The sequence below is a fragment of the Mucilaginibacter pankratovii genome, assembly GCF_014773265.1.
Taxonomy (GTDB): domain Bacteria; phylum Bacteroidota; class Bacteroidia; order Sphingobacteriales; family Sphingobacteriaceae; genus Mucilaginibacter; species Mucilaginibacter pankratovii.
Map to the genome: position 1 here is coordinate 119,443 of NZ_JACWMY010000016.1, position 20,837 is coordinate 140,279.

At 45.8% G+C, this 20,837-nt stretch carries 28 protein-coding genes; 18 read left to right on the forward strand and 10 right to left on the reverse strand.

Features of this window, described 5'->3' with window-relative positions; genetic code table 11:
- Positions 1 to 244 precede the first annotated feature (244 nt).
- From kaiC to IDJ77_RS25110, 5 genes are all read left to right on the forward strand, one after another.
- Positions 245 to 1,981: a circadian clock protein KaiC gene (gene kaiC, locus IDJ77_RS25090; protein ID WP_191191739.1), complete on the forward strand. Its 1,737-nt coding sequence runs from the start codon at positions 245 to 247 to the stop codon at positions 1,979 to 1,981.
- 1 nt (position 1,982) lies between these two features.
- Positions 1,983 to 2,282, forward strand: a complete 300-nt coding sequence (locus IDJ77_RS25095; RefSeq protein ID WP_191191740.1) for a circadian clock KaiB family protein — start codon at positions 1,983 to 1,985, stop codon at positions 2,280 to 2,282.
- 17 nt (positions 2,283 to 2,299) lie between these two features.
- Entirely contained in the window at positions 2,300 to 2,626 is a 327-nt protein-coding gene (locus IDJ77_RS25100) for a circadian clock KaiB family protein (RefSeq protein WP_191191741.1), read from the forward strand.
- Between the two features lie 4 nt (positions 2,627 to 2,630).
- On the forward strand, positions 2,631 to 4,295 hold the full coding sequence (locus IDJ77_RS25105) for a PAS domain-containing sensor histidine kinase (protein WP_191191742.1): 1,665 nt from the start codon (positions 2,631 to 2,633) through the stop codon (positions 4,293 to 4,295).
- A gap of 203 nt (positions 4,296 to 4,498) precedes the next feature.
- Entirely contained in the window at positions 4,499 to 5,269 is a 771-nt protein-coding gene (locus IDJ77_RS25110; protein WP_191191743.1) for an enoyl-CoA hydratase/isomerase family protein, read from the forward strand.
- Between the two features lie 189 nt (positions 5,270 to 5,458).
- Here the strand turns inward: IDJ77_RS25110 and IDJ77_RS25115 are convergent, their stop codons facing one another.
- From IDJ77_RS25115 to IDJ77_RS25125, 3 genes are all read right to left on the reverse strand, one after another.
- A complete protein-coding gene (locus IDJ77_RS25115) occupies positions 5,459 to 5,788 on the reverse strand; it encodes a hypothetical protein (protein WP_191191810.1) in 330 nt (109 codons plus the stop codon).
- 95 nt (positions 5,789 to 5,883) lie between these two features.
- Positions 5,884 to 6,177: a chaperone modulator CbpM gene (locus IDJ77_RS25120; RefSeq protein ID WP_191191744.1), complete on the reverse strand. Its 294-nt coding sequence runs from the start codon at positions 6,175 to 6,177 to the stop codon at positions 5,884 to 5,886.
- A 16-nt stretch (positions 6,178 to 6,193) separates the two neighbouring features.
- Positions 6,194 to 7,120, reverse strand: coding sequence for a DnaJ C-terminal domain-containing protein (locus tag IDJ77_RS25125; RefSeq protein WP_191191745.1), 927 nt, complete (start codon positions 7,118 to 7,120; stop codon positions 6,194 to 6,196).
- A 105-nt stretch (positions 7,121 to 7,225) separates the two neighbouring features.
- On the opposite strand from IDJ77_RS25125, the gene IDJ77_RS25130 reads away from it, so the two are divergent.
- The 4 genes from IDJ77_RS25130 to IDJ77_RS25145 all read left to right on the forward strand — a co-directional run bounded on the left by IDJ77_RS25130 (position 7,226) and on the right by IDJ77_RS25145 (position 9,895).
- Positions 7,226 to 8,317, forward strand: coding sequence for an acyltransferase (locus IDJ77_RS25130; protein ID WP_191191746.1), 1,092 nt, complete (start codon positions 7,226 to 7,228; stop codon positions 8,315 to 8,317).
- 63 nt (positions 8,318 to 8,380) lie between these two features.
- Entirely contained in the window at positions 8,381 to 8,716 is a 336-nt protein-coding gene (locus IDJ77_RS25135; RefSeq protein ID WP_191191747.1) for a cupin domain-containing protein, read from the forward strand.
- 84 nt (positions 8,717 to 8,800) lie between these two features.
- On the forward strand, positions 8,801 to 9,310 hold the full coding sequence (locus IDJ77_RS25140; RefSeq protein WP_191191748.1) for a GNAT family N-acetyltransferase: 510 nt from the start codon (positions 8,801 to 8,803) through the stop codon (positions 9,308 to 9,310).
- 225 nt (positions 9,311 to 9,535) lie between these two features.
- On the forward strand, positions 9,536 to 9,895 hold the full coding sequence (locus IDJ77_RS25145; protein ID WP_191191749.1) for a DUF1493 family protein: 360 nt from the start codon (positions 9,536 to 9,538) through the stop codon (positions 9,893 to 9,895).
- A 13-nt stretch (positions 9,896 to 9,908) separates the two neighbouring features.
- Here the strand turns inward: IDJ77_RS25145 and IDJ77_RS25150 are convergent, their stop codons facing one another.
- The 4 genes from IDJ77_RS25150 to IDJ77_RS25165 form a co-directional block, all read right to left on the reverse strand.
- The gene (locus IDJ77_RS25150) at positions 9,909 to 10,466 is read right to left on the reverse strand and encodes a YdeI/OmpD-associated family protein (protein WP_191191750.1); all 558 of its coding nucleotides are present in this window, start codon (positions 10,464 to 10,466) and stop codon (positions 9,909 to 9,911) included.
- A gap of 21 nt (positions 10,467 to 10,487) precedes the next feature.
- Complete coding sequence (locus tag IDJ77_RS25155) at positions 10,488 to 10,700, reverse strand: hypothetical protein (RefSeq protein WP_191191751.1); 213 nt, start codon at positions 10,698 to 10,700, stop codon at positions 10,488 to 10,490.
- 589 nt (positions 10,701 to 11,289) lie between these two features.
- Positions 11,290 to 11,520, reverse strand: coding sequence for a hypothetical protein (locus IDJ77_RS25160; RefSeq protein ID WP_191191752.1), 231 nt, complete (start codon positions 11,518 to 11,520; stop codon positions 11,290 to 11,292).
- A 69-nt stretch (positions 11,521 to 11,589) separates the two neighbouring features.
- Positions 11,590 to 12,063, reverse strand: a complete 474-nt coding sequence (locus IDJ77_RS25165; protein ID WP_191191753.1) for a VOC family protein — start codon at positions 12,061 to 12,063, stop codon at positions 11,590 to 11,592.
- A 125-nt stretch (positions 12,064 to 12,188) separates the two neighbouring features.
- On the opposite strand from IDJ77_RS25165, the gene IDJ77_RS25170 reads away from it, so the two are divergent.
- From IDJ77_RS25170 to IDJ77_RS25180, 3 genes are all read left to right on the forward strand, one after another.
- The gene (locus IDJ77_RS25170) at positions 12,189 to 12,830 is read left to right on the forward strand and encodes a Pr6Pr family membrane protein (protein WP_191191754.1); all 642 of its coding nucleotides are present in this window, start codon (positions 12,189 to 12,191) and stop codon (positions 12,828 to 12,830) included.
- 153 nt (positions 12,831 to 12,983) lie between these two features.
- Positions 12,984 to 13,184 carry a hypothetical protein gene (locus IDJ77_RS25175; protein ID WP_191191755.1) on the forward strand — a complete coding sequence of 67 codons (201 nt, stop codon included), beginning with the start codon at positions 12,984 to 12,986 and terminating at the stop codon, positions 13,182 to 13,184.
- 41 nt (positions 13,185 to 13,225) lie between these two features.
- A complete protein-coding gene (locus IDJ77_RS25180) occupies positions 13,226 to 13,510 on the forward strand; it encodes a hypothetical protein (RefSeq protein ID WP_191191756.1) in 285 nt (94 codons plus the stop codon).
- A 105-nt stretch (positions 13,511 to 13,615) separates the two neighbouring features.
- Here the strand turns inward: IDJ77_RS25180 and IDJ77_RS25185 are convergent, their stop codons facing one another.
- Positions 13,616 to 14,458, reverse strand: a complete 843-nt coding sequence (locus IDJ77_RS25185) for a glycoside hydrolase family 16 protein (protein ID WP_191191757.1) — start codon at positions 14,456 to 14,458, stop codon at positions 13,616 to 13,618.
- 129 nt (positions 14,459 to 14,587) lie between these two features.
- On the opposite strand from IDJ77_RS25185, the gene IDJ77_RS25190 reads away from it, so the two are divergent.
- Genes IDJ77_RS25190 through IDJ77_RS25200 form a run of 3 tightly spaced genes read left to right on the forward strand, consistent with a single transcriptional unit; the run spans position 14,588 to position 16,440 of the window.
- Positions 14,588 to 15,829, forward strand: coding sequence for a metallophosphoesterase (locus IDJ77_RS25190; protein ID WP_191191758.1), 1,242 nt, complete (start codon positions 14,588 to 14,590; stop codon positions 15,827 to 15,829).
- 1 nt (position 15,830) lies between these two features.
- Positions 15,831 to 16,184, forward strand: coding sequence for a hypothetical protein (locus IDJ77_RS25195; RefSeq protein WP_191191759.1), 354 nt, complete (start codon positions 15,831 to 15,833; stop codon positions 16,182 to 16,184).
- 46 nt (positions 16,185 to 16,230) lie between these two features.
- On the forward strand, positions 16,231 to 16,440 hold the full coding sequence (locus IDJ77_RS25200; RefSeq protein WP_191191760.1) for a hypothetical protein: 210 nt from the start codon (positions 16,231 to 16,233) through the stop codon (positions 16,438 to 16,440).
- 101 nt (positions 16,441 to 16,541) lie between these two features.
- On the opposite strand, the gene IDJ77_RS25205 is transcribed toward IDJ77_RS25200, so the two are convergent.
- The gene (locus tag IDJ77_RS25205) at positions 16,542 to 17,555 is read right to left on the reverse strand and encodes an ABC transporter ATP-binding protein (RefSeq protein WP_191191761.1); all 1,014 of its coding nucleotides are present in this window, start codon (positions 17,553 to 17,555) and stop codon (positions 16,542 to 16,544) included.
- A gap of 263 nt (positions 17,556 to 17,818) precedes the next feature.
- Between IDJ77_RS25205 and IDJ77_RS25210 the strand changes: the two genes are divergently transcribed.
- The 3 genes from IDJ77_RS25210 (at position 17,819) to IDJ77_RS25220 (ending at position 19,393) form a co-directional block, all read left to right on the forward strand.
- On the forward strand, positions 17,819 to 17,968 hold the full coding sequence (locus IDJ77_RS25210) for a hypothetical protein (RefSeq protein WP_191191762.1): 150 nt from the start codon (positions 17,819 to 17,821) through the stop codon (positions 17,966 to 17,968).
- Positions 17,969 to 18,030: 62 nt separating this feature from the next.
- The gene (locus tag IDJ77_RS25215; protein ID WP_191191763.1) at positions 18,031 to 18,678 is read left to right on the forward strand and encodes an HAD family hydrolase; all 648 of its coding nucleotides are present in this window, start codon (positions 18,031 to 18,033) and stop codon (positions 18,676 to 18,678) included.
- Positions 18,679 to 18,733: 55 nt separating this feature from the next.
- Positions 18,734 to 19,393, forward strand: coding sequence for an MBL fold metallo-hydrolase (locus IDJ77_RS25220; RefSeq protein WP_191191764.1), 660 nt, complete (start codon positions 18,734 to 18,736; stop codon positions 19,391 to 19,393).
- A gap of 65 nt (positions 19,394 to 19,458) precedes the next feature.
- On the opposite strand, the gene IDJ77_RS25225 is transcribed toward IDJ77_RS25220, so the two are convergent.
- Positions 19,459 to 20,658: an ROK family protein gene (locus IDJ77_RS25225; protein ID WP_191191765.1), complete on the reverse strand. Its 1,200-nt coding sequence runs from the start codon at positions 20,656 to 20,658 to the stop codon at positions 19,459 to 19,461.
- Between the last annotated feature and the right edge of the window lie 179 nt (positions 20,659 to 20,837).

Consider the following 20,837-nt stretch of genomic DNA (forward strand, 5'->3'; position numbering starts at 1 on the left):
CAAAGCGCTCAGTTGACCCGCTCCTTAAACCTTCATGTAACTTATTATTTTACGAGTTAAATCCTTAAGGATATTGTAAATAAAATGTTATAAACCAAACAATAATAAGCCCCTCAAGTTTATTCGGCATGTTTTTATAAGATACTTTTACCATAATCAATAAGTAAAATAGCGTAATAAAGCAATGTACTTGCGTATTAGTTATAATACTTACATGATACATCGGAACCAAATATTACTTTAAATGAGCATTACCAAACCAAAAAAGCCTGCATACCCTACCCTGCCCAAAACACCTACAGGTATAACCGGGCTGGATGAAATTACCGAAGGCGGGCTGCCTACCGGCAGGCCCACTTTAATATGTGGCCAGGCCGGCTGTGGCAAAACCCTTATGTCGATTGAATTTATCGTGCGCGGGGCAATTGAATTTAATGAGCCCGGCGTATTTGTAGCTTTTGAAGAAAAAAGCGACGAATTGGCCATGAACGTAGCCTCTTTAGGCTTCGACCTTAAGAAACTGCAGGAAGATAAAAAAATACGCATAGATCATGTACACATCGATCGCAGCGAAATTGAAGAAACCGGCGAATACGACCTTGAAGGCCTGTTTATCCGCCTTGGCTACGCGATAGACAGCATCGGCGCCAAGCGCGTTGTGCTGGATACGCTGGAGAACCTGTTCTCGGGCCTCAGCAACCAGGCCGTGCTGCGTGCCGAGATCCGCAGGCTGTTCCATTGGCTGAAGGAGAAAGGCGTAACCGCCATTATTACCGGCGAGCGCGGCGATGGCAATGCCTTAACGCGCCAGGGGCTGGAAGAATACGTATCAGATTGCGTTATCCTGCTGGATCATAGGGTGATCAACCAGATCTCCACCCGCAGGCTGCGCATTATCAAATACCGCGGCACCGTACACGGTACCAACGAGTATCCTTTCCTGATAGACGAGGACGGCATCTCGGTTTTACCGGTAACTTCTTTAAAACTGGCCAAACAGGTATCAACCGATAGGGTGCCAACCGGCATCCCTGCCCTGGACGAAATGCTGGGCGGCAAAGGCTTTTACCGTGGTGGCAGCACACTGGTATCGGGCACGGCGGGTACCGGCAAAACCAGCATAGCGGCCTATTTTGCCAACGAAACCGCCAACCGGGGCGAAAAGTGCGTTTACTTTGCCATGGAGGAATCTCCTAACCAAATCATGCGCAATATGCGCTCGATAGGCGTTGAACTTAAAAAGCATGTAGATTCGGGGCTGCTGTTATTCAATGCCTCCCGCCCAAATATGTATGGGCTGGAGATGCATTTGGTAGCTATCCATAAGATCATCAAAAAGTTTAAACCAAGCGTGATTATCATCGACCCGATAACCAACTTTATCAACATCGGCTCGATAAGCGAAGTGAAAAACATGCTGGTCCGCCTGATAGATTTTCTGCAGGAAGAACAGATCTCTGTAATGTTTACTGCCCTATCGCTTAACACCATTGTAAACGAGCAAACGGACGAGGGCGTATCATCGCTGGTAGATTCCTGGCTGCTGGTGCGCGATATAGAGTACAACGGAGAGCGCAACCGCGGCCTGTATGTAATGAAGGCCCGCGGCATGAAACACAGTAACCAGGTGCGCGAGTTTGTGATATCTGATGAAGGCCTCAACCTGATTGAGGTTTACGTAGGGCCTGAAGGTGTACTAACCGGCTCTGCACGCAAACAGCAGGTGCTGCTGGAACAAACCGGCAAGGCCATCCATACCCATTCAATAGGTCGTAAAGACAGGGAAATTGCCCGCAAACGCAAAGTGCTGGAGGCAAAAATTTCCAGCCTTAACAGCGAATACGAATCGGTAGAGGAAGAACTGAACAAAGTTTACCTGGAAGATGAATTGAAGAAAGAAATTTTAGAAAAAAACCGGGAAGAGATCACACGGATACGGAGAGGCGCGGAGGATACTAACAAACCCGCCGGAGGAAAATAATATGGAGTTTGATGAAACAGCAATAGATAAAAAATGGGAATTGAGGCTATACGTGGCCGGCAAAACCCCGAAATCGGTAACGGCGCTTAGTAACCTCAAAAAATACTGCGAGGAACACCTCAAAGGCCAATACCGCATACAAGTGATAGACTTATTAGAACAACCGCAACTGGCTGAGGGTGACCAGATACTGGCCATACCTACACTGGTGCGCAAAGTACCCGAGCCTATCCGTAAAATAATTGGTGATTTGAGTAACGAAGAAAAGGTTTTGGTGGGGCTGAACATTCGGCCTGCTTAATTGTACTATCGTAGCTTATGGCCAACCAAAATACAGAATTTGCAGATTACGAACGTAACGAAGAGGCTTCGGCCTATATATTACGCTTGTTTATAACCGGGGCATCGCCCAATTCTATCCGCGCGGTAGAAAATATAAATACTATTTGTGAAAAATATTTAAAAGGCAACTACGACCTGAAAATTATAGATATACACCAACAGCCTGAATTAGCACAGGGCGAAGATATTGTTGCTCTGCCGCTGCTCATTAAAAAGGCCCCCGGCACCGAAAGGCGCATGATTGGCGATATGAGCGATACTAATAAAGTTTTAAGAGGGCTTGGCCTGCCCGAACTCAATTAACACCATGGAGCAAAACAATTCAAATAACAGCTTATTAGCCGAGATTGAAGAGCTGCGCCAGCAACTGGAGGAAGCCACCGATACCATACACGCTATCCGTACCGGCCAGGTAGATGCTTTGGTGGTAAAAGATAACGATGGGCACCAGTTGTACACCCTAAAAACTGCCGACCAAACCTATCGTGTCTTCATCGAAAAAATGAATGAGGGCGCGGTTACCATAAACCGGGAAGGCATTGTTTTATACTGTAACACGCGTTTTGCCGAAATGGCCGATACTCCGCTGGAGAAGGTCCTTGGGATGCCTATGGTATCCTTCGTCCCGGAAGAGTCTAAAGAAAAATTACAAAAACTGATTGATGGCGGCTGGGATAAAGACTGTAAACAGGAAATTACGATAAAAGATGGCAGCGATAAGGATATGTGTTGCCTGTTTAGTTGTACCACTATCGATTTGGATAATGGTACGGCACTTAGCCTGATCATAACCGACCTTACGCTGCTTAAAGCTACCGAACAGGAGCTAAAACTGCGCAACGATCAATTGGAAGAGGCGCGGTCTGCAACAGAAATGCTGAATGAATCGTTAGAAGTAACTGTTAAAGAGCGCACGCACGATCTTACGATAAGCCGCGAGCATTTTAAGCTGCTTACCAATAATATTGCGCAGATGACCTGGACTAACCTCCCTGATGGCAGAATAACATCGTACAACCAGCGCTGGTACGATTATACCGGGCTTGATTTTGGCACAACAGGCGGCTTTGGCTGGAAGGATGTGCTAAACCCTGATGACCTGGCAGAAACAACAGAGAAATACCGGGCGGCAATACAAAGCGGCGAAATGTTTGAGGTAGAGAACCGCTACCGCCGGCATGATGGTGTTTACCGCTGGCATTTGAACCGTGCCAACCCGCTAAAAAACGATAGTGGCGAAATTATTTTCTGGGTAGGCACCGCTACCGATATTGAAGACCAAAAGCGCGAAATGGAGCGCAAGGATGAATTTATAGGGATAGCCAGCCACGAGTTAAAAACACCGCTCACCAGCTTAAAAGGCTACCTGCAGTTAATATCGGGCTATAAAAAAGAGGAACTGCCGCCTGTAATAAAAAACTATATCGCTAAAGCAGGCGGATCGTTAAACAAGCTGCAGTCGCTTATCAACGATCTGCTGGATGTAAGCAAGATAAAGGCAGGGAGGTTGGAATATGCCATTGCCGATGTAAACACCAACGACCTGGTTGGGCAGTGTATGGAGAACGCTGTACATATGTACCCGCTATATACGTTTGAAAACCGGGCAGGTAAAAATTACAAAATACGCGGCAACCAGGAACGGCTGGAGCAGGTGCTGATGAACCTGATAAACAACGCTGTAAAATACTCCCACTTTAATAAAACGGTGCTTATCAATAGCGAAGAGCGGGAAGGATATGTACGCATATCGGTAACCGATAAAGGTATCGGGCTATCAAACGACCAAAAAAGCAAGATATTTGAACGCTTTTACCGGGTAGAAGATAAAAAGAACATGACCAGCGGACTTGGGATGGGGCTCTATATTTCCAACGAGATCATCCAGCACCACAAAGGGCGCATCGGCGTGGATAGCGAACCGGGCAAAGGCTCCACCTTTTATTTTGAGCTGCCGCTGGTGGAAGAATAAGGCTATTTAAAAAATTTCCCGGCGATGAAATTGAATGTTTAAACATTGTTCGGGCTTGTTCGGGCTGTTCGCGCTTCATGTCGAACGCGAACAAGTCCGCCGCCTATCCTGTTTCGGGGCGAGAAACTCCTTTCTTTTCCAAATACAGAATTGCCGCTTAAACAAAATTTACTGATATTGGCAACATACGTATTAAACCCATTATGAGCACCCCAGATAACGGCAATGTATCCTTACATGTAGGCGATGATGGTATAGCTACCATCAGCTTTTACCATCCTGCCCAAAACTCGCTGCCGGCAAGCCTGCTTAACCAACTGGCAGAAATGATCACCTTCGCCGGTATCGACTCCGCCAGTCGTGTTATCCTCCTAAAAAGCGGAGGCGACCGTACCTTTTGTGCCGGTGCCAGCTTTGATGAATTGCTGCAGATAAAAGATAAACAAGCCGGCGCGGAATTTTTCTCGGGCTTTGCCAATGTGATAAACGCCTGTCGCAAATCGCCAAAAATTATCATCGCCCGTATACAAGGTAAAGCCGTTGGCGGAGGCGTTGGCCTTGCTGCCGCTGCCGATTACTGCCTGGCTACCGAAACCGCATCCATAAAACTAAGCGAACTTGCTATAGGTATTGGCCCCTTTGTAATATCGCCCGCGGTGATCCGCAAAATAGGTTTGCCTGCGTTTTCGCAGCTTACTATCAGAGCGGTGGATTTCCAATCGGCACAATGGGCTAAGGAAAAAGGGCTTTATAACGAGGTTTACGCTGATATACCGGCACTTGATGAGGCTGTGGCAGCACTCAGCAAAAAACTGGCCTCCTATCATCCCGAAGCGCTTATAGGACTCAAACAGATCCTATGGGAAGGAACAGACAACTGGGACCAGCTTTTATTGGACCGTGCCGCGATAAGCGGAGAGTTGGTGTTATCGGAGTTTACGCAGGATGCTTTAAAGGGATTTTTGAAGAAGTAAAAATAACGGTCATGTTGAATTTATTTCAACACCCCAACATAAAGGTCGCCTATATGCAAGCCGTTTTGCAGGTCGAAAACCATGCAAGCGGGGTGCCGAAACAAGTTCGGCGTGATAATTTGGCTTAAATACGCGCACAAAAAAAGCCCCTCAACCGAGGGGCTCCATATATTTTTATCTAATTTATAATTACCATTTTCTGCCACCGCGGCCCCATCCATTTCCGTGTCCACGACCATGGCCACGGCCTTCATAATAATGTTCGCGGTAAACTACCCTGCGGTATTGTGGCCTGTAGTACGCCCTGCGATATGCCGGACGGTAATAAACGGGGCGGTTAACATACACGGGTTGTTCGTAATAAACGGGGGCAGGTTCTTCATAATAGGCCGGGTATACTACCCTGCGGGGTTGGTTGTAACCAATATGGATGCTTGCGCCTACCCTTACCTGGGCTTTTGCAAACTGTGCCGAAACAGTTAGTACCAGGGCTATTATCGAAAATTTGATGAATTTCATGACTTGTAATTTTTAGTTACTAATTCCTGTTTGTTTTGCAGGTATGACTATCTAACGCCTCAAGGGTTTAAAAAATTATGCCTTTTTTTTTTACATTAGCCCTCATAAAGCCGCAAACGACTGCGCAGGGAGGCTATTTCCTGCTGCATATTTTCCACCTTATCCAGCAATTCATCTATCACTAAAATACCGGGCTCGTTAATATCCAGCTGGGTATGCAGTCGGGCTAATCGTTCTATTTTTTGTATCTCAGCTACTGGTATACAGGTAGTTTGGTTAACAATGGTCACCTCTATCAATCCGGCTTCCTGCAGTTGATCTATAAAGGTGTACTCCACATTGTGGTACACACAAAAATCGGTTACGGTTATCAAGTTATCGGTTTTCATTGGCTTAAATTTTTTTTCAGGATTTTGCTAATTCTTCAAATAATTCGCGCTGTTTTGCAGACAGATTGGTAGGTAATTGTACATTATAAGTGATATACAGATCGCCAAACTGCCCGTCTTTTTTGTAAACCGGCACGCCTTTGCCTTTCAATTTAACTTTGGTACCGCTTTGCGTGCCTGCTGCAACCTTCAATTTAACTTTGCCCGATAGGGTTTCGGCCGTGATCTCTCCGCCCAAAACGGCTGTATACAGGTCGAGGTTGATGGCTTTATGCAGATCGCTGCCCGTGCGTTTAAACTCGGGGTCATCGGGTATGGTAAATGTGATATACAGGTCGCCGGCCGGTGCACCGTTTGCACCGGCAGCGCCGTGCCCGGCTATTTTGATGGTTTGCCCGTTCTCTATCCCCGCGGGGATAGTTAAACGGATATTTTTACCGTTAACAGTAAGCGTTTGCTTCTTCGATTCCATCGCATCGCGCAGGCTCATTTGATAGGTAGCGTTCAGATCCTGCCCGCGGTAGCGCTGCTGCTGCCTTCCGCCGCCTGCACCGCTCCCCGGCGGGCCGCCGCCGAACATCGAATTAAAGAACTCCGAAAAATCGCTGCCACCACCAAAGTCGCTTCCGCCAAAATCCTGCGCACCGCCACCGCCAAAGCCACCGCTATAGCTGCTTTGCCTGCGTTGCTGTTGCTGGGCCTGCTCGTAAGCTTCGCCATGCTGCCAGTTTTCGCCGTACTTATCATACTTCTTGCGTTTCTCAGGGTCGCTTAAAACTTCGTTGGCCTCGTTTAGCTGCTGAAATATTTTGTTCGATTCCGCATTGTTGGGGTTCAGGTCGGGATGGTGTTTGCGGGCCAGCTTACGGTACGCGCTCTTGATATCCTTATCCGAAGCCGTTTTATCAACGCCCAGTATTTTGTAATAATCTATAAAAGCCATGGCAATAAAGGTTGTAATGTTTAAACCTGTAAACAAACGCTAAGTTTTAAACCCCGCATTAAATTACGGTAAGTTTACATAAATTACGCCACCAATTACCCTATAATGACGACTATCACTAATTCCCTTGCCGGGTTTAAAAGCAGCCCTACGGCTTACCTCAATATACTTCGCATTTTCGCCTGCCTGATGGTGCTGACCGTGCATAGCGGCGAGTTTTTTTATATTGGCCCGGTAGGCAATATCATTCGCACGCACCATGTTTGGGTAAATAATTATGGCAGCTTTATGCGGGCCTGTGTACCACTTTTTGTAATGATATCGGGCTATTTACTATTGCCGATAAAAGAAGCGCCGGAAGTTTTTTATAAAAAACGTTTTACCCGGTTGCTTGTGCCTTTTCTATTCTGGTCGGCCATGTACGCTATAGTGCCTTATTTTAAAGGCGAGTTTACCGCGCAGCAGATGTGGCAGGGCTTATATATTATCCCTATCAATTTTAATGGCCCCGCAGGTCACCTGTGGTTTGTTTATATGTTTATTGGTGTTTACCTGTTCATCCCCATCATATCGCCATGGGTGCAAACCGCATCGCAAAACTTTAAGCTTTTCTTTTTGGCGATATGGATATTTACGCTGTTCATCCCCTATATCCGCACCGTATACCCGGAGGTTTTGGGCGAGGCATTCTGGAACAAGTTCTCCGCCGTGCATTATTTTTCGGGCTATATCGGGTATTTAATATTGGGCCATTATATTAAAGATCATGTTAGGCTATCCAAAGCGGCAACGGCCATCATCGGGCTTTTACTGGTTATAATTGGCTATGCTATTACCCACATTGTTTTCGCACACCAATTGCCGTTCGCGAAAGATCTCCCTGAATTGGAGCTGAGTTGGGCCTTCCCAACCATCAACGTGGCTTGTATGGCAACCGGCTTGTTTTTACTGTTCAGTTTGATAAAAATTAAGAGCCCGGGACTGGAGAAATTCGCCGCCGGGGTATCAGGACTTACCTATGGAATGTATCTTGCGCACATTTTGGTACTGGTAGTACTATTTGGCCCTATAAATACCTGGCTGCATAACGACAGTAAGCTGGTGATACCCGTATTGGCGATAAGCACTTTTATTGTTACCTATGTGGGGATAAAAATATTATCGTACCTGCCGGGGAGCAAGTATATTGTGGGGTAGAACCGTTGATTTTATTGATTAAATGATTGCGCTGATGCCTGCTTTATTTTAAGAACAATACTTATGGATACATCTATTTTCAAATATTTTAAGGATATCGAAACCAGGGATATAGCGCCGGGCTATCATTCTAAAATAATCCACACGGCTACCAATACCATCAACTTTATTGAGGTGGATGCAGGCAGCGAAGTGCCGCCGCATCAGCATATACACGAGCAATGCGCTTTTGTGCTGGAAGGGCAATTTCAGCTCACGGTAAACGGCATCCCCCAAATCATGGAGAAGGGCATGTTTGCCATCATCCCGCCAAATGTACCGCATGGCGGCCGGGCTATTACCGATTGTAAACTGATAGATCTATTTAGCCCTCCACGCGAGGATTTTAAATTATTGTAGTTTAGTTGGAAAGTTGAGAGGTTATAAGAGTTAGAAAAGTTGCGGATGTGGCACATTTAAATGCAAATGCTACTTTTGTACCCGATGACAATTACTAAAGCTACCCCAACAGATATCCCCGAACTTACCGTACTCATCAACTCCGCCTACCGGGGAGAAAGCTCCCTAAAAGGATGGACCACCGAGGGCCATATGATAGATGGGCAGCGCATTGGGCCCGATGACCTGATGGAACAAATGGCCGACCCAGACGCCGTTATCTTAAAACATACCGATGATAATGGTGCCATAACCGGCTGCGTTTACCTCAAAAAACAAAACGAAAAAATTTACCTGGGCACGCTCACGGTGTCGCCCTTGTTACAGGCGCAGGGCGTGGGCCGAAAACTTTTAGCGGCCGGCGAAGGATATGCGCAGAGTATCGGCATCCATATCATTGTGATGACGGTTATTACCGTACGCACCGAACTGATAGCCTGGTACGAACGACGCGGCTACCAAAAAACCGGTGAGATTGTTCCGTTGGATATCCCCGAAAGGTTTGGGGTGCTAAAACAGCCTTTGGATATGTTTAAGCTGGAAAAGGCGGTGTGAGTACATTACGGGTTTTCCGGTGAGGACACCGGAAAAGGGGAATTTAATTTTATTTACTCCCCCTCCTCAAAAATTTCGGTGTCCCCACCGAAATTCCGAAAAGCACTTAGAAAACCGAATGCTATGTTTCAACGTCCACCGAAACTTTCCATTTTCTTTTAAATTCGTCATTTCACATGCAACCTCTTGCCAAAAAATGCATCTTATATAATATAAGGCACGTGCATGGAGCAGATACACCCGCAGTTAAAAAATTTTATTATTGATTACTGTAGCAAGTATAAGGTGCAGCAGGTGGATGTCGACAACCTTTCTCCGGATACCAGTATCGACCTCGACCTGGATATCTTCGACATAGAAATAGACCTTTTTATAGACGAATTTGCCGAACATTTTAAGATAGATGCCACCCGTTTTACCTGGTACAAATATGGCTACCCAACCGGCTCGGCAAAGGTGAACATGCTTAAAATGCTCTTCGGTTATAAACGCCGCTGGGTGAAACAACTGGCCGAGCGTTGGTATACGCCTAAGATGCGCGTGCGTACATTACAGTCGGCACTGCAAACAGGTAAGTTGTTATAGTTGCCGAAATTACTTACCCTATTCTTTTCCCCTCTTCGCTTGCCTTTATTAAAGCCGCTAACCGGCTCAATTGCGTTTTCTCCTGTTTAGCGCTCATTACACGGTGCTGCATTTGTTTTTTATACCAGGGTGCCTGCGACTGAAAAAAATCCCAGGCCGTTTTATTGGCTTTAAATTGTTTTTCATAAGCGGGCGCGAAAGGCATCTCATCGTTTTCGAAGCTGTAGATAGCCGAGCGCTTTTCTTCGCGTTTGGCGTAGGCAGCTATGCCAGCAGGCTGAATTAGGTTCTTTTCGGTGAGCTCTGCCACCTTTTTTATGTTGACAGCGCTCCAGATGCTTTTGGGTTTGCGCGGGGTAAAGCGAATGCTGTAGCTATCCTCGTTGATGTTTTTACGCACACCGTCTATCCAGCCAAAACACAACGCCTGGTCTACAGATTGCGGCCAGGTGATGCTGGGTTTGCCGCTGCCGGTTTTATAAAAGCCTACCAGCAGTTCGGTATGGTTGGCGTGGTTGTGCTGCAGCCAGGCGCGAAATTCCTCCTGTGTTTTAAAAAAGGTTGGTTCCATCGCGACTAAGATACAGCGCCTTTACGATTTTTTTGCTGTAGCCACAATAACTATCCCACCCACCAATAAAATACCGCCCAGGTATGGCGGCCAGTTTACGCTTTTTTGCCTGTCGGCCGATATTTGAATGGGGCCTGCATCAACTATTTTTTCTTTTTTGGTATAGGTAAAACCTGTCCATATCAACATGGCCGCGCCAATAACGATAAGTACTATTCCGATTGTTTTGTTCATATAATTGGGATTACACCGATATTTTTGTGATTACACCGATTGGGGATGATTTCACCGAACGTACCGATGGAGATTTTTATTGATTGAATAGGTAATACCGGATGCGGTTACTTTGTTTGCGATGAGAACGGAAATAACATAACTAAACCCGATAGAGCGGATACCGGCCTGTGAATAAGGCCCGTGTGCGTATAAGCGATAGCGGGGCTGCCGGGACAGATGGAAAGCTGCACTTGCTTTACAAATTGCAAAATTTATCCCGCGCTCATCATCTTCAAATCATTATCATAAAGCCTGGCGTTGTGGATGTTCCAATCGTCAATGTCGATTGCTCCGGGCTTGGTTTGATAGTGGGTATCATCAGTAGGGCACTTCAGCAAGTACAACCCATGGTCTGCAAGGGAAATAATCGGGGCCGACCCGCAATGCTTGCACCGTTGACAATTGAACGATTCCGGAACATTTATATAACCTTTCATAACCTGATTTATTAGTTGGTAATCAGGTGGTTCTGACAAGGCAAAAGAACTATAGTTTAATATGAATTAATTTATTATCTATATTAGAAATTTATTTAATAAATAAAATACTACCTCCCGCCCATCATCTTCAGGTCGTAATCGTTATCGTACAGCTGGCTGTTGTGTATGTTCCAATCTTCAACATCGATAATACCGGGAACGGTGCGATAGTGCTCATCGTTATTGGGGCATTTAACTACATACCCTTCAATACCGGCGTGCGCAATAATGGGGCGCGCACCGCATTCACGGCACGGCTTACAGTAAACAGATTTTGGGATATTAACGTAACCCTTCATACTTATATATACGCAAAGCATTCCGCATGGTTGTGCCATACGGAAAATAATTATCAATACAACTGTTAATTATTTAGAGTCGTTAATTTCTATGAGGTAACCATCAGGGTCGTTAATGTAAATTTGGTTTACACCATCTACGCGGTGCTCGGTTTTTCCAGCCTCGCCTTTCCAGTTGCTGTAGGGGATTTTCATGGAATCAAGCCGGCTAATAAAAGCGGTAATGGACGGTACGCTGAAACACAAATGCACGCCGCGCGGGTAATCTGCCTTGGGGCAATTGGCCTGGATGATGTGCATTTGCAGGTTGGGGCCAATGCTGTACCAGGTGTGCACGGTATCTTTAAATGGGTTTGGAATGATCTTCAGCTGCAATACTTCGGTATAAAACTTATTGCTCACCTTTAAGTTGGCCGAGCAAAGCGCGGCGTGGTTAAAAGTAGTTTGTGCCTGGCCTATAAAAGGCAAACAGCAAAAAACACATATGATGAGGGCTTTAAAAGCATTTGCCTTAAAGCGTTGCGAACGGTTGTTTATAAGCATGGCTATACGCTGGTTTATGCGCTAAATATACATGCACCATTGCCTATGTCATAATTTTATTTGTAACAAATGCACTTGCAATATTTTATGGATATCTTAGTATGATAAACCTTCAAACGCATTGCATGCCGATAGTAAAAAATATTAAAACTGTAACGGCTATATTGGGCATCATTGCCTGGCTTGGCGTTATTTCTCAGTTTTACACCTCGGTGCCTGCTTACCTCCAAAAAGGGCGTACATTGGGCGGCACGCTGGTAGAGTTATTTAGCTTTTTTACCATACAAACCAATATACTGGTTGCCCTTTGCTTTACCGCCGCGGCTTTGGGTGCTTCACAAACAGCTTTTTTTAAACGGCGGGGTACGCTAACCTCGGTTGCGGTAAACATCAGCATCGTAGCCCTGGTATTCAATTTGGTTTTACGCGCTACTTACCACCCGGTGGGCCTGGCCAGTCTTAGTAATGAGCTGGTGCATGTAATAACACCTGCACTATTTATTATTTACTGGCTGGCATTTGTGCCCAAGGATAGTATCAATTGGAAAGATGGTTTCGCATGGCTTTGGTACCCTGCATTTTACCTGGTGTATGTGTTAATAAGGGGTGCAATTTGCGGTATTTACCCTTATTTCTTTTTAGATGCCGGAAAATATGGCTACCCCAAAGTTGTGCTGAATATGGGGATCCTGCTCATCGTGTTTTTGATAATGGATCTGCTGTATATCTTCATTGCCAAGCTGGTGGACAGGTATTTTGGCGCTTGAATGGCCCCTCAGAAACACCACTACTTGTACTCTCACCCTTCCCTCCTCCCTTTTGTAACGTTTATGTGATACTGTTTTTACAGACTAAACTTTGCTTTCTACGCTTAGTTTAACCTATAAAAGAAACAGAAATTAACATTAAATATAAACATCATGAAAAAGGAAATAGTAAAAATGCTGGCCCTGCTTTTATTTGGTGCGGCAGCATTATCAAGTTGCGCTATCGACAATCCACGCAGCCACCGCAGGTATAATAACGGCCGTTACCACGATCGTAACCGGGATAATAACCGCGATGGCTACCATAACCGCGACAACAACAATAACGGTGGTTATAACCACGGCAACTATTAATATATCAACAGCAATAAATTCAACAACTAAAATAAAACATCATGAAATACTTAAAATTATTAGCCGTAACCATCATCGCTTTATTCGCCTTTGAAGGCGCAAAAGCCCAGGTAGTAGTAAGAACACGGGTAGCCCCGGTTCATCAACGTACCGTAGTAACCACACGCCCGGTTTACCGCCATGCTTACCGCCGTACCGTAGTGGCAACACGCCCGGTAGTTTATCACCGCCCATACCATCGCACCGTGGTAGTTACCCGCCCCGCATACCGCAGAACCGTAGCTTACCACCGCCCTTACAAACGTGTAGTGGTTAGGCGTTATTGATAGCCGTAGAGATGCAATATTTTGCGTCTCTTAACCAAATCATAAAAGAGACGCGAAGTATCGCGTCTCTACAGAAAGCGCTCCCACCTCCGGGAGCGCTTTCTTTTATTTGGTTACCAGCACCCAGTCTACATAGGTTTTGGCGTCACCGCTTTTTATTTTGTCTACCGATGACTGCGACAGGCCGAAATACGGTTCCTTTACTTTATTAACCCCATTTGGGTAGCCGCCCCCAAGTGCAAAGTTCAGGATGATGAACTTAGGGTTATCAAATGCCCAGCGACCGTATTTTTCTACCATGGCTTTGGTTACTGTGTAGGTTACCACATCATCTACCTTAAAAACAATACTGGCAGCAGTCCATTCAACGGTATATATATGCCATTGGGTCACATCCATTCCTTTAGGGAAAAACGCGCGGTATGCCAATGGGGTGTTGCCAAAATAGTTGGGGCCGTGCAGGGCGTTGCTGGTCCAGCTGCTGTCGCCAACGGTTTCCATAATATCTATTTCACCGCAATCGGGCCATTTGCCTTTGCCCAATAGCCAAAATGCAGGCCATAAACCCGCGCCTGCCGGGATCTTCATCCTTGCCGAAAACGTGCCATAGGTGAACATCATTTTATCGCGCGTATTTATCCTGCCCGATACAAAATCGTATTTTTTTTGCTCTTTACTGGTATGCCCGGGTTTGTAAACTGCTTTCAGCACCAGTGCGCCGTTTGCAGCGCCTTCGGCTTTGCCATTAACCATGTAAATTGTACCGGCCGAATCTACATAGGCCTGCTGCTCGTCATTCACTGTTCGCCCGGTAATTTCTACGTTCCATTTGTCGCGGTTGAGGGCCTTGTTGTTAAAGTCCTCAAAAAACAGGGTATCCTTTTTGGTTTGCTGCGCGATGGATGCAATGGAGAAGAATAATAAAGCCAATAGCAGTTGATACTTCATAAATTAAAATTGGTGGTTAAAAATAGTTATTTGCACCGAATAGCCTCTCCAATTTTTACACCCTAATTACCTAAGCTTGTTTATATTGCGCCCTTACCTGTTTATAATATGCACAGAGGCGGCTTTTTAATGTTTTTTGTATACATAGCGGCAATTACGCTGCTAATGGACTGGTATGTGATCCACGGATTACGCAGTTTAACGGCCGACTGGCAGTCGCGCCCATGGCGCCTAATTGTGCTTTGGGGCTACGCCACTATTTCTATAGGCGTAACGCTGCTGTTTATTGCCGGCTTTGGCAGCTACAGCACCGCCAAAGGGATGACGCCCTATCACGAGTGGATGCTGAGCCTGCTGCTTACCTTTTTTATCACCAAGCTATTCTTCATCATTGTTATATCGCTGGGCGATCTGGGTCGGTTTTTGTATGGTATTGGCGATAACATCATAAATAATAAGCCCGAGGACCAGCCCTTCTTCCCCGAGCGCCGCAAGTTTATTGTGCAGATAGGCTTGATATTGGCTGCGATACCCTTCACCGGCGCTTTATACGCCATGATACGGGGTAAATACGATTACAAGGTACACCGCACCACTATTTACTACGATGAGCTGCCCGAGGCGTTTGACGGTTTCACAATTACCCAGCTCTCGGATATCCATTCCGGAAGCTTTGATAATGTTACTGCCATGCAGCGGGGGATAGACCTGGCCCAAAGCCAAAAATCAGATCTGTTTGTGTTTACCGGCGACCTCGTAAACAACGCCGCCTGGGAAATTGAGCAATATATCGACAGGTTTAGTCAGCTAAAGGCACCTTACGGGCAATTCTCGATCCTGGGCAACCACGATTATGGGGACTACATCCCATGGGGCAGCCCGGAGGAAAAAGCCGCCAACCTGCAAAAACTAAAACGCCACCACGCCGAATTGGGTTACCGTTTGTTGCTTAACGAGAATGTGGTAATAGAAAAAGGCGGCCAGAAGATCTCGCTCATCGGTGTAGAGAACTGGGGTAAAGGTTTTATACAGATGGGCGATCTGAACAAAGCCTTGCAAGGCGTCGATAAAGATGCGTTTAAAATCCTGCTCTCGCACGACCCTACCCACTGGGAGGAAAAAGTGCGCTACAACCCTACCGATATTCACCTAACGCTGGCTGGACATACCCACGGCGCGCAGTTTGGAATAGAAACCGCGGGCATTAAATGGAGCCCCGTTAAATACCGCTATTTGGATTGGGCCGGCCTCATCAACCATAAAAACCGCTACCTGTATGTAAACCGAGGCTTTGGCTTTTTGGCGTTCTCGGGCAGGCTGGGTATTTGGCCGGAGATAACGGTGATCACATTGAAGAAGAAGGTGGCGTAAGATGGATGTTGCAATAATCCCCGTTGCCGTGGTAACCGCTGTTTTTGCGTATTTCGAGATCAAAAAACGATTAAAAAAACAGCCCGTAATCATAAAAAAAACGATCACTGAATCGGCTACTGTTTTGAAGGTTGAAAAAAGCGTGTGGCAGTGGGACACCGGCTATATTAATACCATGCTGGACTTCGAATTCACGTTGCGGGTAGGAAATACCGAATTGGGCGGAAGAAATATCCTCGTAAAACAAAGTTTTAATTACATGTTGCACCCGGAAGTTGGAGACGTAGTTAACATTGCCGTTGAAGTAGACGATATTAACAAAGCAGTTATTTTGGTTGACAACGGCGACAGCTAAAACCTCTCCAGTAAAACAATTCCGCACCTCGCGGGCTTATTATAGCATGGAAAAGAAGAAGATAGGCAGTGGAAAAGCCAACGCAACACGTAGCAATGATCATAATGCATTGGAAGTTATGAAGCCGTTTTTAAACTTCGGCGTGAAGGCCATAACAGTGATCGGCAGCGCGCTGATTACTATTGTGCGTAATATCCCTAAACCGGAGGGTCACACAGCAAAGCCCAAGAAAGACGGAAGAATAATTAAGATTTAAAAGAGTCCGCAAAGCGGGAAGTCAGTAAAGTCCGAAGATGGACTGGATTCTCAATTTTGGATTTACCGCCAAGCGCGTACTTGTCTTCCGGACTTTCCGACTTAAGTAAGCCACTTCCCAAATTCGTAGTACTTATTTACCTTGATACCCACTTTACTGCCAACCTTGTGCTTACCCCTGTTATAATTGATCACGCGAAGCGATACTTCATCGCGCTCGATAACCAGTTCCTCAAAAAAACCTTTAAACAACACCTGCTTTACCACCCATTTTTTAACAGTGCCGATACCACCTATGCTGATATGTTCAGCATAAATAACTACAGTGCCGCGTTTTGATTTGATGCCGCAAACCGCGGCTTCCGCGGCGGTAAGCTCGCTGCAGGAGACCAGAATTTTGGCTGTGTATAATAATTTTGGCGAGTGGTAAAGTTTTTCGGGGGTGCCGTGTTCTACAATCTCGCCCTCTTTTATAACAATGAGTTCATCGGCCATGGAGAGCAGCTCCGCCGGATCGTGCGAAACCAGTATCACCGTGACGCCCCACTCCTTTACTATCTGGCGGATGTCGTGCTGCAGTGCTTCGCGGTAATTGGCATCTACCTGGTTAAAGGGCTCATCCAGCATCAATACTTCGGGGCGGTTTATCAGCGCCTTGGCAATGGTAACACGTTGCTTTTCGCCCCCGCTCAGCTTACCGAACGATTGCTCTTTTAGTCCGTAAATACCCAGTAAATTGAGCGCCTGCGTGGTTTTTTGCACCTGGTAGTTAATATCGCCGGTGGGTAGGCCCGCACTTACATTATACCAAACAGATTCGCCCATATCCATATCGCGGTTATCCTGCGTTACTGTGGCAATGGCAGCATGTTCGGGGGCAAAGCCCTCACTTCGCTGTTTTAGCACCTGGGAGTGAAAAAACACGTCGCCCGAATCGGGTTTCATGCTGCCGCTGAGCAATTTAAGCAGGGTGGTTTTACCGCTGCCGCTTTCGCCTACAATGGCAGTTATCTTTCCTTTCGGTATAAAAATGGTAATGTTATTTACCCCTGTAGATTTATCGCCAAAAAAGTTCTTTGTGATGGATATAGTTTCCAGTATCAGTTCAGCACTCATAAATGTTCGCAGGAATTTTAACTTCTCTCAAACCTAACCTATAAAAAATTACCAGCCAAAAAAAAGTTGAAATGGGAGTTGGATAGATTATCTGAACCAGAACTTATTGAATTAGCGAATGCGCAGAATAAGAATTTGCCTAAGTAACAAATTTGTGAAACTGCCAATTGCCCACCGCAAACTGCCAACTATGTTTAAACCTTCCCTCCCGTTTCCTGTCGAAATAATAGAAACACAACAACAAGAATATTAATTGCTAAACCATGAAAACTACCCTATCAACTATAAAAAACGACCTTTACCGTGTATTAGTTAAAGGAGATGCCGATACCGTACAAATGGCCCACGTATTTTTTATACTGGCCGTGCCATCATTAACCGCTTTGTTCGCTTTGGGCCAATTCCCTATATAATAATCGGCATAAGGGCTGCTCCCTAAAAATAAACTTCTATTTTTGCCGCACAAATCGCAAAAATGGACAGCACATTAAAAGACCAGTACGACAGCATCATTTTCGACCTCGACGGTACCCTTTGGGATAGTACCGATACCATCACCGGCGCCTGGCAAGCCGCGCTTAACAAAGCGCCATACATGAGCCACGAGGTGATGACCCGCGAGCGTGTACGCTCTATCACCGGGATGACCTACGACGCGATATTTGAAAAGCTGTTCCCGTTTTTAAACCCGGACCAGCGTGCCGAGGTACAAAAACTTTGCTCGCTTAGCGAACTGGAAATATTGCACAAACAAGGCGGTACCCTGTACCCAAAGCTGGAAGAAACGCTGATCTACCTGAAACAAAAATACAAGCTGTACATAGTAAGCAACTGCCAAAGCGGTTACATCGAGCTGTTTTTAGATCTGAATAGCATGCACAGCCACTTTTTGGCGCACCAGTGCTTTGGCACCAAGGGCAACCCCAAGGCCGATAACATCCGCGATATTGTGAACGATAACGGATTGAAAGCACCGGTATACGTGGGCGATACCATGGGTGATTATGATGCGGCAACTAAAGCTGGCGTGCCGTTCATATTCGCATCTTATGGGTTTGGCGTGGTAGAAAGCGGGCAAATTGCCACTATAGACAACTTTGAGGAATTAAAGGTGATATTGTAACGACAAACCTTTCTTCCGTCGACAGGTTTATTGGGGTAAATTTGCTATCGCTGCTATGAAAATATCCAAATACATCCACTCCTGCCTGTTATTTGAACTGGACGGTCACAAACTGCTGTTTGACCCGGGAAACTTTACCTTTGCCGAAGGCATTGTAATGCCGGAAATGTTTGCAGATGTTAACAGCATTATTATCACCCATATCCACCCGGACCATTTAGATATTGAGAACCTGAAGAAGATAGTAGCGCTTAGTAAGGCCCCGATATACACTAATATGGAAGTAGGTACCGTTATCCAAAAATCGGGCTTAAATTATAATTTGATAGAGGAGGGTATTTACAAGATCGGTCCGTTTAAATTGAAGGCTATCCCCGTGGTGCATGAACCTTTACTGGATAACCCGATCCCGCAGATGACCGGTTTCCTTATTAACGACAAGGTGCTACACCCGGTAGATTCTATGGAGGACAAGCTTACCCAATACCATGACATAGAACTTTTACTGCTGGTAACCATGGCTCCCTTTGCCAACGAGCTGCGCATTGCCGGTTTTGGTGATAAAGTAAAACCAAAACGTATTCTCCCCGTGCACGATGGCTTTGCCAAACCGTTCTTTGTAAAGTCGCGCTTTCAGAATTACGTTAGGCATTTTGCTAAATCGGGCATCGAGTTTATCGAGATCTATGAACCTGGTGATAGTGTAACGGTTTAATAGTTAAGCATGAATTGAATTGCCTGCTGCCAAATAGTGAGTGCTAACTAACTACTCATCAATAACTACTTTGCCTTAACTTCTTTATCAAAATTCTCCATTACCAAAACAGCCGCGCCGATAAGTTCCGCATCAAAACCTAAGGAGGATATCAACAACTCGGTACCGGATGCCAGGCGGGGGATACAATATTTATGCAGGGCCTGCTGTATGGGCGCCAATAGTATTTTACCAACTTTGGCCCCGCGGCCGCTTAAAACAATGTTGGCCGGGTTCATAATATGGATGAGGATCGCCAGCGCCTTACCGATCTTATAACCCGCGTCTGAAAGCAATTCCAGCGCAAACTGGTCGCCCTGGTTGGCGGCATCCATCAGGGCATCGCCCATCTGTTTAAAGTTGCCATCGGTACTTTTCAGGCTGGTTACACGGCCCTCTCTGATCCCTTCTTCAGCTTTTTCGGCTACTACCAGCATGCTTGCTTCTGCCTCCAGGCAGCCGCGTTTACCGCAGGTACAAAGCGCGCCATCGTCTGATAAAGGGATATGGCTCAACTCGCCCGCGAAACCGTTATACCCGCGAAAGATCTTACCATCGATGATCATCCCCAGCCCTATACCCCAGCCCAGGTTTATCACCATAACTTCCTGCTGCGTTTTGGCTATACCAAATTTTTGCTCGGCAAGGGCAATCAAACTGCTATCGTTATCTATGTATGTGGCAATGTTCGTTTTTTGCGAGATGTAGTCGCTCAGCGATTGTCCGCCGGCATCCAGGTAGGTATAGTTAATGCCTTCCACTGCATTGATGAAACCCGGCATACCAATACCGATACCCGCTATCTTATTCTTAGGGATGCCGCTTTCGGCCACATAATCGTTTAGGCTGCTAATGAGTGTGGGCAGCGCGTCTTCGTTATTCAGCAGTTTTATATCAACGGTGGCCATTTCGGCAACCGGGTTATTTTGCAGATCTATCAGTTGCAGGCGCGCCGAAAGCTGATCCATAGCTACGGCCAAAATATACATGGCCTTGGCGTTGATGTTGTACATTAAAGGGCGACGGCCACCGCTGGAGGGGGCGTAACCTTCTTCTACCACAAAGCCTTCTTTTATCAGTTCGTTTATGGCTTTTGTTATGGAGGGGATGCTTTTATCAAAAAGCAGGCTTAACCCGGCACACGACATTGCATTATCAAAATACAAGCGTTTAATGATCATATTTTTCAACCAGCCGCTTTTAACGCCATTACTTTTTATTTCCATTCAGTATAAATGTTCGGGTTTTATTAATTAGGGGTTTATAATTTGATAAAATTAAAAATAATGCGGCAAAGTACAACATCATCGTTGATAACATAGCCATTTAGCCCCGCTATTTTTAATAAGTATAGCCCCTAATTAAATAATGATATATTTACGTTACCAATTAAGGCCAAAACGCA